General features: G+C 71.1%; 12 protein-coding genes. 1 reads left to right on the top strand and 11 read right to left on the bottom strand.

All coding sequences use genetic code 11. The features are described from left to right. Positions 1–17 precede the first annotated feature (17 nt). The 4 genes from ACYVKF_RS05605 to ispG all read right to left on the bottom strand — a co-directional run bounded on the left by ACYVKF_RS05605 (position 18) and on the right by ispG (position 3,901). Positions 18–776: an amino acid ABC transporter ATP-binding protein gene (locus ACYVKF_RS05605; RefSeq protein WP_460965412.1), complete on the bottom strand. Its 759-nt coding sequence runs from the start codon at positions 774–776 to the stop codon at positions 18–20. Beyond that, positions 773–1,561 carry an amino acid ABC transporter permease gene (locus ACYVKF_RS05600; RefSeq protein ID WP_056915095.1) on the bottom strand — a complete coding sequence of 263 codons (789 nt, stop codon included), beginning with the start codon at positions 1,559–1,561 and terminating at the stop codon, positions 773–775. Before ACYVKF_RS05600 ends, ACYVKF_RS05605 begins: the two co-directional genes overlap by 4 nt. A 39-nt stretch (positions 1,562–1,600) precedes the next feature. Then, entirely contained in the window at positions 1,601–2,437 is an 837-nt protein-coding gene (locus ACYVKF_RS05595; protein WP_056915096.1) for an ABC transporter substrate-binding protein, read from the bottom strand. Between the two features lie 303 nt (positions 2,438–2,740). Continuing rightward, positions 2,741–3,901 (bottom strand): flavodoxin-dependent (E)-4-hydroxy-3-methylbut-2-enyl-diphosphate synthase, encoded by a 1,161-nt coding sequence (gene ispG / locus ACYVKF_RS05590; protein ID WP_056915097.1) that lies wholly within the window; start codon positions 3,899–3,901, stop codon positions 2,741–2,743. A 68-nt stretch (positions 3,902–3,969) separates the two neighbouring features. Between ispG and ACYVKF_RS05585 the strand changes: the two genes are divergently transcribed. Continuing rightward, entirely contained in the window at positions 3,970–4,911 is a 942-nt protein-coding gene (locus ACYVKF_RS05585; RefSeq protein WP_460965408.1) for a hypothetical protein, read from the top strand. Here ACYVKF_RS05585 and ACYVKF_RS05580 read toward each other — a convergent pair. The 7 genes from ACYVKF_RS05580 to ACYVKF_RS05550 form a co-directional block, all read right to left on the bottom strand. Beyond that, positions 4,908–6,275: a M50 family metallopeptidase gene (locus ACYVKF_RS05580; RefSeq protein WP_460965406.1), complete on the bottom strand. Its 1,368-nt coding sequence runs from the start codon at positions 6,273–6,275 to the stop codon at positions 4,908–4,910. The two genes, ACYVKF_RS05585 and ACYVKF_RS05580, sit on opposite strands and share 4 nt — an antisense overlap. Further along, positions 6,272–7,534: a 1-deoxy-D-xylulose-5-phosphate reductoisomerase gene (gene dxr / locus ACYVKF_RS05575; RefSeq protein WP_460965404.1), complete on the bottom strand. Its 1,263-nt coding sequence runs from the start codon at positions 7,532–7,534 to the stop codon at positions 6,272–6,274. The genes ACYVKF_RS05580 and dxr overlap by 4 nt, the downstream gene beginning before the upstream one ends. A 31-nt stretch (positions 7,535–7,565) precedes the next feature. Beyond that, positions 7,566–8,219, bottom strand: coding sequence for a Pr6Pr family membrane protein (locus tag ACYVKF_RS05570; RefSeq protein ID WP_460965402.1), 654 nt, complete (start codon positions 8,217–8,219; stop codon positions 7,566–7,568). A 37-nt stretch (positions 8,220–8,256) separates the two neighbouring features. Continuing rightward, on the bottom strand, positions 8,257–9,327 hold the full coding sequence (locus ACYVKF_RS05565; protein ID WP_056918186.1) for a DnaB-like helicase C-terminal domain-containing protein: 1,071 nt from the start codon (positions 9,325–9,327) through the stop codon (positions 8,257–8,259). Positions 9,328–9,411: 84 nt separating this feature from the next. After that, a complete protein-coding gene (locus ACYVKF_RS05560; RefSeq protein WP_056915103.1) occupies positions 9,412–10,872 on the bottom strand; it encodes an NAD-dependent succinate-semialdehyde dehydrogenase in 1,461 nt (486 codons plus the stop codon). Further along, positions 10,872–11,978: an agmatinase gene (speB, locus tag ACYVKF_RS05555; protein ID WP_082552837.1), complete on the bottom strand. Its 1,107-nt coding sequence runs from the start codon at positions 11,976–11,978 to the stop codon at positions 10,872–10,874. The genes ACYVKF_RS05560 and speB overlap by 1 nt, the downstream gene beginning before the upstream one ends. Beyond that, entirely contained in the window at positions 11,975–13,030 is a 1,056-nt protein-coding gene (locus tag ACYVKF_RS05550; protein WP_460965399.1) for a hypothetical protein, read from the bottom strand. The genes speB and ACYVKF_RS05550 overlap by 4 nt, the downstream gene beginning before the upstream one ends. Positions 13,031–13,036: the final 6 nt, after the last annotated feature.

The following is a 13,036-nucleotide window of genomic DNA, read 5'->3' as shown; positions in this document are numbered from 1 at the left end:
GACGCGGGCAGGACGGCTCACAGCACCTGGGAGAGGAACCGTCGGAGCCGGTCGCTGCGGGCGTCCTCGAACACCGTGTCGGGCGAACCCGACTCGACGACGACACCCCGGTCCATGAACAGCACCTGGTCCGCCACCGAACGGGCGAACCCCATCTCGTGCGTCACGACGAGCATCGTCATGCCCCCGGAGGCGAGGTCGGCCATGGTCGCGAGGACCCCCTTGACCAGCTCTGGGTCGAGGGCCGAGGTGGCCTCGTCGAAGAGCATCACCTGGGGCTGCATCGCGAGCGCCCTGGCGATGGCGACGCGCTGCTGCTGGCCTCCCGACAGGGTCCCGGGCCGGACGTCGGCCTTGTGCCGCAGTCCGACCCGGTCGAGCTGGGCGAACGCCTGCTCGACCGCCTCGTCCTTCGAGAGGCCGCGGAGGCGGGTGAGCCCCAGGGTGATGTTGTCGCGGACCGTCTTGTGCGGGAACAGGTTGAAGTGCTGGAACACCATGCCCACCCGTTGCCTCAGCTGGTCGGGGTCGTCGGCGAGCACGCTGCGGTCCTCGAGGAGGACGTCACCGGAGTCGGGTTCCAGCAACCTGTTCACGACGCGCAGCAGCGTCGACTTGCCGGATCCCGACGGCCCGATGACACAGGTCGTCGAGGCCGCAGGAACCGCGAGGGTGACGCCACGCAGGACGTGGTTGGTGCCGAACGACAGGTGGACGTCGCGCGTGGCGACCGACACCCCGGTGGTGGCCGTGGGCGGTGCGGCGGTGGTGCTCATCGGTGGCCTTCCTGGGCGAGGGCGAGGGACGGGGCGGCCGGGTCGGTGGGTTCGTCCTCGACGCGCTCCGCGCCGTCGGCGCGACGGCCGTCGCGCAGCCGGCGGTCGATGGCGTTGACGACGTGGGTGAGCGGCACCGTGATGAGCAGGTAGAACAACCCGGCCAGCAGGAGCGCCGACTCGTTGCCGGTGTTGGCGGCGGCGTCCTGGCCGATCCGGAACAGGTCGCGCTGGCTGGCGAGCAGCCCGAGGAAGTAGACGAGCGACGACTCCTTGATCAGCGCGATGAACTGGTTGACCAGGGCGGGCAGCACCCGCCGGATCCCCTGCGGGATGACCACCAGCCGCATGCCGCTCGGGCGTGAGAAGCCGAGCGCGCGGGCGGCCTCGAGCTGTCCTGCGTCGACGCTCTGGATGCCGGAGCGGAAGATCTCACCGATGTAGGCGCTGGCGATGAGCGAGAGCGCGAGGATGCCGAGCGGGTACGGGTTCGGGCCCCAGATCTGCAGCCCGACCGGCGACAGGCCGACGCCGATCAGCAGGATCGTCACCGCGGCGGGGAGGCCGCGGAAGACGTCGGTGTAGACCCGCGCCGGCCAGCGCAGCCAACGGCTGCCGGACAGGCCGGCGACGGCCAGGACCATGCCGACGACGGTCCCGATGACCGCCGAGGTGAGGGCCAGGATCAGGGTGTTGGGCAGTCCGACCTTGATCAGCTCGGGCAGGGCAGTGCGCATGGCGTCGACGTCGAAGAACGTCTGCCACAGGGTGCTCAGGACATCCATCCCTGGCCCTCCTCTCGGTGGTGGTGGTGGTGGTGCTCGTTACCGGGCAGCGCCGATGGCGACCGAGCCGCTGCCCGGCGTGAAGTCGGCCGGGATCTCGCGGCTGGGGTAGTACTGCTTCTGCAGCTTGGCCCAGGTGCCGTCGGCGATGACCTCGTCGAGGGCCTTGTCGACGGCCTTGCGCAGGGCGTCGTTCTGCTGGTTCACGGCGAACGCCGTGCCACCCGGGTCGAGCTGCTTGGCGACGGCGAGCACCTTGCCACCGGAGTCGGTGGCCGTCTTCTCGCCGATCTCCGCGGGGGTCACCCACGCGTCGGCCGTACCCGCCTTGAGCTGGTTGAGGGCGGCGTTGTAGTCGGGCACCCGCACGGGGTCGAGGTTCTCGCGCGTGGCGAAGTCGTCCTGGACGGTGCCCTGCACGACGACGACCCGCTTGCCGGACAGCTGGTCGAACGACGTGATCGGCGAGCCCTTCGGGACGTCGAGCCCGAGGAAGCCGAAGTCGTACTTGTTGGAGAACGCCACGGTCTTCTTGCGCGCCTCGGTGATGCTGATCGAGGACGACCCGAGGTCGTACTTGCCGGTCTTGACCTGGGCGAGCAGCGAGCTGAACTCGGTGCCGACGAACTGGACCTTGAGGCCGAGCTTGGCGGCCACGGCCGAGAGGAGGTCGTTGTCGAACCCGGTGAACTTGCCGTCCTTGAGGAAGACGTTCGGCGGGGCGTCGGTCAGCGTGCCGACGCGCAGCGTGCCGGGCTGCTGGAGCTTGTAGGGGTTGGACTCGGCGGAGCTGCTGCTGCCCCCACCGCACGCGGCGAGGGAGAGAGCGAGCGCTGCGGAGGTGGCGAGGACGAGGGCGCGACGGCGCACGGACATGGTGATCGGTTCCTAGGGTCGTGAGGGCTGGGCAGGGTCGGCGCTGACCCGGGCGCGGGCATGACGGAACCCGCGCGGTGCTGGTGTGTCGGAAGGACGTTGACGAGGGGGCGGGCCGCACGCGGGCGCCGGGCAGGCGCCATACGGGTGCGGCTAGGGACAGGCCCGACGGGCCGGGCGGACACCGGGGACCGGTGCCGTGCGGCCGCTCAACGTGAACACATCAGAAAGTTATCCCACCCATAACTTCGGGTGATAACCGGGGTGACTCTTCGCCCACGATGTGGGACGGGGCTGGACAGGTCAGCCGACGGTGACGCTGGGGGCCCCGGCACTGGCCTCGTCGACGGGCTCGCCCATCTCCTCGGCGATGCGCATGGCCTCCTCGATGAGGGTCTCCACGATCTGGCTCTCGGGCACGGTCTTGACGACCTCACCCTTGACGAAGATCTGGCCCTTGCCGTTGCCGGAGGCGACGCCGAGGTCGGCCTCGCGGGCCTCACCGGGGCCGTTGACGACACAGCCCATGACGGCCACGCGCAGCGGCACGGTCATGCCCTCGAGGCCGGCCGTGACCTCGTCGGCGAGCTTGTAGACGTCCACCTGGGCCCGGCCGCACGACGGGCACGAGACGATCTCGAGCTTGCGGGGCTTGAGGTTGAGCGACTGGAGGATCTGGTTGCCGACCTTGACCTCCTCGACGGGAGGAGCCGACAGGGAGACCCGGATGGTGTCGCCGATGCCCTTGGACAGGAGCGCCCCGAACGCGGTCGCCGACTTGATCGTGCCCTGGAACGCCGGGCCCGCCTCCGTGACGCCGAGGTGCAGCGGCCAGTCGCCCCGCTCGGACAGCATCTCGTAGGCCTTGACCATGACGACCGGGTCGTTGTGCTTCACCGAGATCTTGAAGTCGTGGAAGTCGTGCTCCTCGAAGAGCGACGCCTCCCAGACGGCCGACTCGACGAGCGCCTCGGCGGTGGCCTTGCCGTACTTCTCGAGCAGGCGCGGGTCGAGCGATCCGGCGTTGACCCCGATGCGGATCGAGACGCCCGCGTCCTTGGCGGCCGCGGCGATCTGCTTGACCTGGTCGTCGAACTTGCGGATGTTGCCGGGGTTCACCCGGACCGCGGCGCAGCCGGCGTCGATCGCGGCGAAGACGTACTTCGGCTGGAAGTGGATGTCGGCGATCACCGGGATCTGGGACTTGCGGGCGATCGCAGGCAGGGCGTCCGCGTCGTCCTGGCTGGGGCAGGCCACGCGCACGATGTCGCAGCCGGACGCGGTGAGCTCGGCGATCTGCTGCAGCGTCGCGTTGATGTCCGTCGTCGGGGTCGTGCACATCGACTGCACGGAGATGGGCGCGTCACCGCCGACCTCGACCTTGCCGACCTTGATCTTGCGCGTCTTGCGCCGCGGCGCGAGGACGGGCGGGGGCAGTGCCGGCATACCGAGTCCAACAGTCATGGCCCAAGTATCGCCCACCTGTGGTTTGATCCCCGACCATGGGGGTCACCGGGGGACATGGGGACGACGTGCGCCGCGCCGACGAGGCGATCGCCGAGGCGGCTCGCGCCGCCCACGAGCACGCCACCGCGACGGCGCGGCTCGGCTCGCTCGAGCGCGAGGTGGCCCGGCTGACCGAGCTGGTGTCGAGCCGACGCGCTGGGCTGGCGCAGGAGGAGCAGGACGTCGCGAGGCTCGAGTCCTACTCGCTGGCGCGCATCGCCTCCGCGTTGCGCGGCAACCGTGACGCGGACCTCGACCGCGAGCGGGCCGAGGCCCAGGCGGCGCAGTATGCCGTCGCCGACGCCGAGCGTGCGCTGGCCCGGGCACGCCAGGACGAGGCCTCCTGCCGCGCAGACCTCGACGGCGCGCCCTCCCCCAAGGCCCTGATGGCGCGGGCCGTGGCCGCCAAGGAGGCCGCCCTGTCCGCCGACCCCGTGACGGCAGCCCGGCTGTCGGACCTCGCCGCCCGTCGCGGCGTGCTGGCGGCACAGCTGAAGGAGCTCGACGAGGCGGCTGCCGCGGGTGCGCAGGCACGCGCCGACCTCGACCGCGCGGCGGGGCTGCTCGACAGCGCCGACACGTGGTCGACCTACGACACCTTCCTGGGCGGCGGGCTGATCAGCTCCGTGGTCAAGCACGACCGGCTCGACCAGGCCGCTGCGTTCATCCGCACGGCCGGGGAGGCCCTGGCGAGGTTCAGCCGGGAGCTCGCCGACGTCGACCTCGAGGGTCCCGCGGGGCCCGAGGTGTCGGACCTGCTGCGCGGCATGGACATCTGGTTCGACAACGTCATCAGCGACCTCATGGTGCGCTCCCGCATCAAGGACTCGTCGCACGCCGTCGCCGTCGCACTGACCGAGACCGGGCGGCTGCTCGGCGTGGTCGCGGAGCGCAGCACGCAGGCCCGGCAACGGGCCGAGGACCTCGAGCAGGAGTACCGCGACCTCGTCGGCGCCCCTCGCTCCTAGCCGCCGAGGCTGATCGGCTTCACCAGGTCGGCGTAGATGAGCAGGACCGACATGACGATGAGCACCGAGGACACGGCATACGCCACGGGCAGGGCCTTGGCGACGTCGACGTGACCGGGGTCCGGGCGGTGGCGCAGCCTGGCGACCCCACGCTTCGTGCCCTCCCACAGCGCTCCCGCGACGTGGCCACCGTCCAGCGGCAGCAGCGGGATGAGGTTGAAGACGAACAGCGCGAGGTTGAGCGAGGCCATCAGCATGAGCAGGAAGACGAACGGGTTCATGCCGTTCTCCCCACCGATCCACGGGATCTTGCCCGAGGTGGCCTCGCCCGCCATGCGGCCCACGCCGACGACCGACACGGGCCCGTTGGGGTCGCGTGCCCCGGAACCGAACGCGGCCTGCACGACACCGACCATCTTCTGCGGGATCTTGAGGACCACGCCGGCGGTGGCCAGCAGCTGGTCCCCCACGACCCCGGGGACGGCGGACAGGGGCTGCGCCTCGTAGCCGACGATCCCCTCGGAGGAGACCCCGAGGAACCCGGTCTCCTGCGTGATCGGCTGGCCGTCGGCGTCGACGAGCGGCGTGCCGTCCGGGCCGACCTGCTGGACGGAGTTCTTGATGGGGGTGGCGGTCAGCGTCTGCTCGACCCCGTCGCGCTTGACGACGATCGGCACCGACTGGCCCACGCGCGGACGGATGAGCTTGCCGACGTCGGCCGTCGTCCTGATCGGCTGCCCGCCGACCGACACGATCTCGTCACCGGGGCGGATCCCGGCGGAGTAGGCAGGGGTCCTGGGGTCGCTGGCGGCACACGTGGTCTTGGTCGCGGCCTCCTGGGCGGGCACGACGCACTCGGACACGCTCGCGACGCGGGCACCGTCCTGGAGGGTCGCGACGCCGTACGTCGTGAGCACCCCGGTGAGCAGCACCACGGCGATGAGGAAGTTCATCGTCGGGCCGCCGAGCATGACGATGACCTTCTGGTGCACCGGGAGCTTGTAGAACACCCGCTCCTCGTCGCCCGGCTGGACCTCCTCGAGGCTGAGCTGGCGGGCCTCGTCGGCGAGCTGCGAGAAACGGCCGGTGCTCGACACCCGCAGGGTCCCCGGCTTGTCCCCGGGCCGCGGCGGGAACATCCCGATCATCCGGATGTAGCCGCCGAGCGGGATCGCCTTGATGCCGTACTCGGTCTCGCCGCGCTTGCGTGACCACAACGTCGGGCCGAAGCCGACCATGTACTGGGTCACCTTGACGCCGAACTTCTTGGCGGGGACGAGGTGGCCGATCTCGTGCAGGCCGATGGACAGCCCCACCCCGAGCACCACGAAGAGCACTCCGAGCACGAACAGCAGCACGGTCATCGGTGGAGCGCCCCCTCGGCGTCGGTCAGTGGTTCGTCGGTCTGGTGTGCGTGGGGCAGCCCCAGCACGGTGCGGGCCTGCTCGCGCGCCCACCTGTCGGCGCGCAACACGTCCTCAACGGACAGTGTCGCTGATTCGATCCCCCCGTGGAGCGCGTTCGCGTGGTCAGCGTGGTCAGCGACCACCCGGTCGATGGTGTCGACGATGTCGAGGAACCCGATCCGCCCCTCGTGGAACGCGTCGACCGCCACCTCGTTGGCCGCGTTGTAGACCGCGGGGTAGGTGCCCGCCGCCTCGCCGACCTGTCGGGCGAGCCGCACGGCCGGGAACGCCTCGTCGTCCAGCGGCTCGAACTCCCAGGTCTGCGCCCTGGTCCAGTCGACCGGCACGTCGACGTCGGCGAGGCGTTCGGGCCAGGACAGGCCGAGGGCGATCGGCACGAGCATCCGCGGCGGTCCCGCCTGGGCGATGGTCGAGCCGTCGACGAACTCCACCATGGAGTGGATCAGCTGCTGGGGGTGGACCACGACGTCGATGCGGTCGAAGGGGATGCCGAACAGCAGGTGCGCCTCGATCACCTCGAGCCCCTTGTTGACCAAGGTGGCCGAGTTCGTCGTGATGACCCGCCCCATGGAGAAGTTCGGGTGGGCCAGCGCCTGGTCGGGCGTGACCTCACGCAGGGACTCCCGCGAGCGCCCCCGGAACGGCCCACCGCTGGCCGTGACGACGAGGCGCCGGACCTCCTCGGCGCGCCCTCCCCGCAGGCTCTGCGCGATCGCGGAGTGCTCGGAGTCCACGGGCACGATCTGCCCCGGCTTCGCCGCGGCCTTGACCAGCGGGCCGCCGACGATGAGGGACTCCTTGTTGGCCAGGGCCAGGACCGACCCCTGTGCCAGCGCCGCCAGCGTGGGCCGCAGCCCGATCGCGCCGGTGATCCCGTTGAGGACGACGTCGGCACCGGACCCGGCCGCGGTCACCGCGGCCTCGTCCCCGACCACGATCTGGGGCCGGTATGCCGCGCGGCCGGCTCGCGCGGCATACGCGGCGATCGCCTCGGCGACCTGCTCGGCGGTGCCGCCGGCGACCGCGACGAGGTCGACGTCGAAGGCGACCGCCTGCTCGGCGACGAGGTCGATGTTGGACCCGGCCGACAGCGCGGTGACGCGGAACCGGTCGGAGTTGCGCGAGACCACGTCGAGCGCCTGGGTCCCGATGGATCCGGTGGAGCCGAGGATGGCGACGGAGCGCGGAGAGGTCACCCCTGCATTGTCGCAGCCCGCGCCGAGGGGCTCACCCGTCGGACTGCCGGCGCCGCGCCAGCGCCCGGTCCGCGGCGACGAAACCGAGGCCGACCACGGCGAAGAGCACGGCGATGGCCGCGAGGTTGAGCAGCACCCGACCCCAGCCGAGCGTGTCGACGTTCATGAACGGGTAGGGCCACCAGTCGGCGACCACCCCCCGCACGAGGGTGTAGAGCCCCCACAGGAGCGGCCAGCCGAGCGAGGGCAGCACGGCGGACCGCACGGCCTGGCCGCGTGGTCCGGCGACCGCCCACGCCACGAGCGCGAGGATCGGCACCACCACGTGCAGCAGCTTGTCGACGACGTAGCTCGCGCCGTGCAGGTCGAGGATCGGGCGCAGGAAGAACCAGTGCACCAGGCCGGTCACGGTGATGCCCTCGATCGTGGCCAGGCGCACCACCCGCCAGAAGGTGCCGTCGTGGTCCGGGTCGCGGGCCAGCGTGAGTGACACGTAGGCCACGAGGAGGTTGGACAGCACCGTGAAGTAGGAGATGAACTCCACGAGCCGGGTGCCCAGCGGCTTCGCGGCAGTCTCGTCGAGGACCGCCTCGCCGTTGACGATGAGGACGAGCTGCCACAGCACGGCCGCAAGCGTGACGGCAGCGACGACGCCGTGGACGGCGCGGCGATGGGTCGGGGTCACCCCCACCACGCTAGCCCCGACGGCGGCGGACGACCCGTCAGTCGCGGAAGACGCGCTCCTCGATGAGCTGCTCCTCGACGAGCCGGCCCTCGGGCTCGAAGCGGCCCTGCTCGAACCGCTTGCGGAACTCCAGCGAGACGTGGTCGACACCGCTGCGGTTCTTCTCGATGGACATGATCACCCACTGGCGGAAGCGCTCGGCGTTCTCGAGGTGGTAGACGAGGTGGTGCTTGGCGACGACGTCGTACTTGTCGTTGAGGATGAGGATGACGTCGGACTCGTACGCGAGGGCCGACGAGCCGCGCAGGTCGTTGACCCGCATCCGCTTCCCGGCGACCAGGCTGCCCTTGTCGGCCGCCACGATCGCGAGGATCGGCACCTGGAACTCGAGGGCGAGGTCCTTGAGCCGCTCGACGACGACGGCGACGCGCTCCTCCTCGCTGCCCGAGAACTGCGCGACGGGCACCTTCTGGAGGTAGTCCACGAGGACGAGGGGTGGCTGGCTCTCCTGGCTCACCACCTGCTCGATCGCGGTGCGGATCTCGTCCAGCGTGGTGTGCAGGCCGCTGGAGGTGTGCACGTGCAGGTGCTCGCCGTACCGCTCGAGGGCAGCGACGGCCTCGGCCCCACCGGGTGCGTTCGCGAAGCGCTCGCTCATGGAGTGGGCGTTGCTGTGGCGGGCCTCGAAGCGCTGTCGGATCTTGGTCAGGCTGATGCCGTCCGAGCCGGCGATGGCTCCTGCCTCGATGGCCAGCAGGCGCTCGAGCACGCTGTGGGCGTCGTGCTCGTAGGAGAAGAACACCGCCGAGCGGTTGGCGGAGACCGCGTTGCGCAGCATCTGCAGTGCCATCGCGGTCTTGCCCAGGCCCTGGGGGCCGCCGAGCAGGATGAGCTCCCCCGAACGGAAACCACCCGTCAGCGCGACGTCCAGGCTGTCGAAACCCGTGGGCCACACCCGCGCACCGGCCGCGCGGCCGGTGCGCATCTTCTCGTCGGTCTCGGCGAGGACGTCAGTGAGGGAGCGAAGCCGCGGCGCCGTGCGTCCGGGCGGGGTCGCCGGCGCCGAGGCAGGCTCGGCCGAGGCCTCGTGCGACTCGACGGTGGTCATGAGAGCGATTGAATACCCATTGCCCGTCGTACGGGGACAGTTCGGCCAACTTCGTCCGGGGGAACTACGGGACAGACCCGCCGATCAGGGGGCGATGCCGACGTACGTCGTCTCGAGGTACTCCTCGATCCCCTCGAAGCCACCCTCGCGCCCGAAGCCGGAGGCCTTGACCCCTCCGAACGGCGCTGCGGGGTTGGAGATGATCCCCTGGTTGATGCCGATCATCCCGTACTCGAGCGCCTCGCTGACCCGGATGACACGGCCCAGGTCGTTCGTGAAGACGTAGGACGCGAGTCCGTACTCCGTGCCGTTGGCCAGGTCGATGGCCTCCTTCTCGGTCCGGAAGGAGGCGATGGGCGCGACCGGCCCGAAGATCTCCTCGCGCATCATCCGGGCGTCCTTCCGGACGCCGGTGATGACCGTGGGCTCGTAGAAGTAGCCGCGCCCCGGGACGGCCTTGCCGCCGGTCACGACCGTGGCGCCCTGCGAGCGAGCGTGCTCGACCAGCTCGGACACCCCGTCGCGGGCCTTGCCGTCGATGAGCGGGCCGACGTCGACGCCCTTCTTGGTCCCCTTGCCGAGGGTGAGCCCACCCATCCGCGTGGCGAGCTTGGCGGAGAACTCCTCGACGACGCTCTCGTGCACGTAGAACCGGTTGGCCGCCGTGCAGGCCTCACCGATGTTGCGCATCTTGGCGAGCATGGCGCCGTCGACGGCGCGGTCGAGGTCGGCGTCCTCGAACACGAGGAAGGGGGCGTTGCCGCCGAGCTCCATCGACACGCGCAGGAGCTGCTCGGCCGACTGCTCGACGAGGCGGCGACCGATGTTGGTCGAGCCGGTGAAGGTGAGCTTGCGCAGGCGCGAGTCCCGGATGAGCGGCTCCATGACGTCACCGGTCCGCGAGGTGGTCACCACGTTGAGGACCCCGTCCGGCAGGCCGCACTCACGCAGCAGCTCGGCCAGGGCGAGCATCGTCAGGGGGGTCTGGCTCGCGGGCTTGACGACCATGGTGCACCCGGCGGCGATGGCCGGGCCGATCTTGCGGGTGCCCATGGCCAGCGGGAAGTTCCACGGCGTGATCATCAGGGTGGGCCCGACCGGCTTCTTCATCGTGAGGAGCCGGGTCGCACCGTTCGGGGCCGTCGACCAGCGGCCGCTGATCCGTACCGCCTCCTCGGAGAACCACCGGAAGAACTCGGCGCCGTAGGTCACCTCGCCCCGCGACTCGGCCAGGGTCTTGCCCATCTCGAGCGTCATGAGCGTGGCGAAGTCCTCGGCGCGCTCGGTGATCTTCTCGAAGGCCGAACGCAGGATCTCGCCACGGTCGCGCGGCGGCGTGCTGGCCCAGTCCCCTTGTGCCGCAACGGCGGCATCGAGGGCCGCCTTGCCGTCAGCGACCGACGCGTCAGCGACGTGCGCGAGCGTGGCGCCGCTCGAGGGGTCCTCGACGGCGATGGTGCGGCCGTCGCTGCCGTCGCGCCACTTCCCCGCGATGAACAGGCCCTTCGGGACGGATTCGACGAGCGACTTCTGCGTGGTGGCCATCAGGACTTTTCCTCCGTGGGTGCGTGGTCGTGCTGGTCGTGGGTCTCGTGCGTGTGGTGGTGGGAGGGGATGTGTCCCTCCGGTATGGCGCCGGCGCGACCGGCGAGGAGCGGCTGCGCCGGGTCCCAGCGGGTGCCGTCCCGCTCGTCCCGGCGACGGCGGGCGATGGCCGACAGCGCCTCGAGGACGACGCGGTTCGCGAGCGCCGCGGTGATGTCGGCGTGGTCGTAGGGAGGGCTGACCTCGACGACGTCGACACCGACGACGGGCAGCTCGAGGCAGATCCGGCGCACCGAGTCGAGCAGCTCGCGGGCCGACAGGCCGCCGGGCTCGGGCGTGCCGGTGCCCGGTGCGTGGCCGGGGTCGCAGACGTCGATGTCGACGGAGAGGAAGACCCCCTCACACTCGTCGGTGGCGATCGCGAACGCCTCGGTGAGGCACTCCTGCAGCCCCCGGTGGACGATCTCGGTCATCTCGAACGAGCGCATCTGCTGGCCGGCCATCCAGTCGAGCGTCTCCGGCGGCGGCCAGTAGCCGCGCAGCCCGACCTGCAGGAACCGGTCCCCGCGCAGCGCCCCGGACTCGATGAGCCGACGCATCGGCTGGCCGTGGCCCCAGAGCGACCCGAACTCGATGTCACCGGTGTCGGCGTGCGCGTCGAAGTGGATCATCGACACGCGGCCGTGCCCGAGGACGTTCGCGACCCCCTTGGCGTCAGGGAACGCGATGGAGTGGTCACCACCCAGGACCACCGGTATGGCGCCGGCCCGGGTCACCTTCTCGACCGCAGCCTCGAGCTTGGGCAGGGACCGCTCGATGTCGCCGGAGTACATCTCCACGTCACCGGCGTCGACCACCCGCAGGTCCACCAGGCCGTCGGTGCGCAGCGCCAGCGAGGGCCGCGAACCGTCGTGCGGGAGGTAGTCGGTCATGCGGATCGCCTGCGGCCCGAACCGGGTTCCCGGTCGGTGGGAGGTGCCGCCGTCGAACGGTGCACCGAGGATCACGACGTCCGCGTCGGCATACGTGCTCTCGTCGTCGAGGTCGCACCGGTCCACGCCGAGGAAGGTGAAGTCGGGGCCGTACTGCTGCCCGTATCGCGTCATGAGCCGACCCTAGTCCCGTTGCCCCCGAAGGTTTCACGGCCCCGGTGACTCAGGATCGCGGCGTAACCCAGCACCCCGAACCCGAGCAGTCGCACGATCGGTGGGGTCGGGTCGACACCGCCGTCGGGCCACCACGGAAGCAGGCCCACGAGGACGAGGATCGCACCAACGACGACGAGTCGGTGCTCCCGCCGCAGGAACCACGCGGCCACGACAGCCAGCACGGCCGCGACGACGGCGACACCCCCGGGGTCGGCGAACGCCCAGGGACTCGAGGAGCCGTGCGGCGTCGACCCGGTGAACTGCGCGATGGCCACCGTGACGGTCTCCGGCTCCTCCACGAGTCCCGCCGGTCGGGCCAGGGCGAGGACCTGCGCGTGCACGCCCTCGACGGAGGCCTGCGCGAGCAGGGCGAGGTGCAGCGCACCGGCCGCCAGCACCACCGCCCAGGCCGCACCCACCAGGTCGCGGCCAACGCCTGTCGTCGCTGCCGGGTGACCGGCCCGGGCGGCAGGTCCGGCGACGGCGCAGACGACCAGCACCGCGACCGCGACCCAGAGCACGGCAGGGCGCGTCTCGTGGAGAGCTGATCCGGGGCCCACGACCAGGGCCGTGACCTCCGTGACCGCGAGCAGCGACCCGACCGCCACGCCCGCCCAGCGGACGGGGGTGGACTTCGAGGCCCGGCCCGCCGCCCCGACGAGCACGGCCGTGGCCAAGCTCCCGGCCGCTGGTCCCCACCACAGCGGCCCGATGAGCACCGAGGCGAGGGCCAGCAGCACACCGAGGACGGCCAGGCGACTGCTGCGGCGGACCGCCACCGCGACCACGAGGACCATGACCGGCAGCACCGCGTCCACCTTGGGGTCGTAGACGAGGCGCGCGTAGTCGTCGTAGCCGGGGATGTCGCGACCGAACCAGGCGTACGACCCGTCCGGCACGGTGGCGAGGGCGTCCGCCGAAGGCGAGGCGAGCGACAACCGGGTCAGGTGCGCCTGCAGGGCGAGGATGCCCGCGAGCACCACCCACCACGCCCGGGTCCACCCCGTCATCGCCAT

Source organism: Pedococcus soli, from assembly GCF_054782575.1.
Note: the sequence above shows the minus strand (reverse complement) of the source record. Positions and strands in the feature narration are given on the sequence as shown.

Bases quoted from the DNA above. Each gene is read 5' to 3' on its own strand.
- ACYVKF_RS05605 (WP_460965412.1), bottom strand. From the start codon at position 776: ATGAGCACCACCGCCGCACCGCCCACGGCCACCACCGGGGTGTCGGTC.
- ACYVKF_RS05600 (WP_056915095.1), bottom strand. From the start codon at position 1,561: ATGGATGTCCTGAGCACCCTGTGGCAGACGTTCTTCGACGTCGACGCC.
- ACYVKF_RS05595 (WP_056915096.1), bottom strand. From the start codon at position 2,437: ATGTCCGTGCGCCGTCGCGCCCTCGTCCTCGCCACCTCCGCAGCGCTC.
- ispG (WP_056915097.1), bottom strand. From the start codon at position 3,901: ATGACTGTTGGACTCGGTATGCCGGCACTGCCCCCGCCCGTCCTCGCG.
- ACYVKF_RS05580 (WP_460965406.1), bottom strand. From the start codon at position 6,275: ATGACCGTGCTGCTGTTCGTGCTCGGAGTGCTCTTCGTGGTGCTCGGG.
- ACYVKF_RS05565 (WP_056918186.1), bottom strand. From the start codon at position 9,327: ATGACCACCGTCGAGTCGCACGAGGCCTCGGCCGAGCCTGCCTCGGCG.
- ACYVKF_RS05560 (WP_056915103.1), bottom strand. From the start codon at position 10,872: ATGGCCACCACGCAGAAGTCGCTCGTCGAATCCGTCCCGAAGGGCCTG.
- speB (WP_082552837.1), bottom strand. From the start codon at position 11,978: ATGACGCGATACGGGCAGCAGTACGGCCCCGACTTCACCTTCCTCGGC.
- ACYVKF_RS05550 (WP_460965399.1), bottom strand. From the start codon at position 13,030: ATGACGGGGTGGACCCGGGCGTGGTGGGTGGTGCTCGCGGGCATCCTC.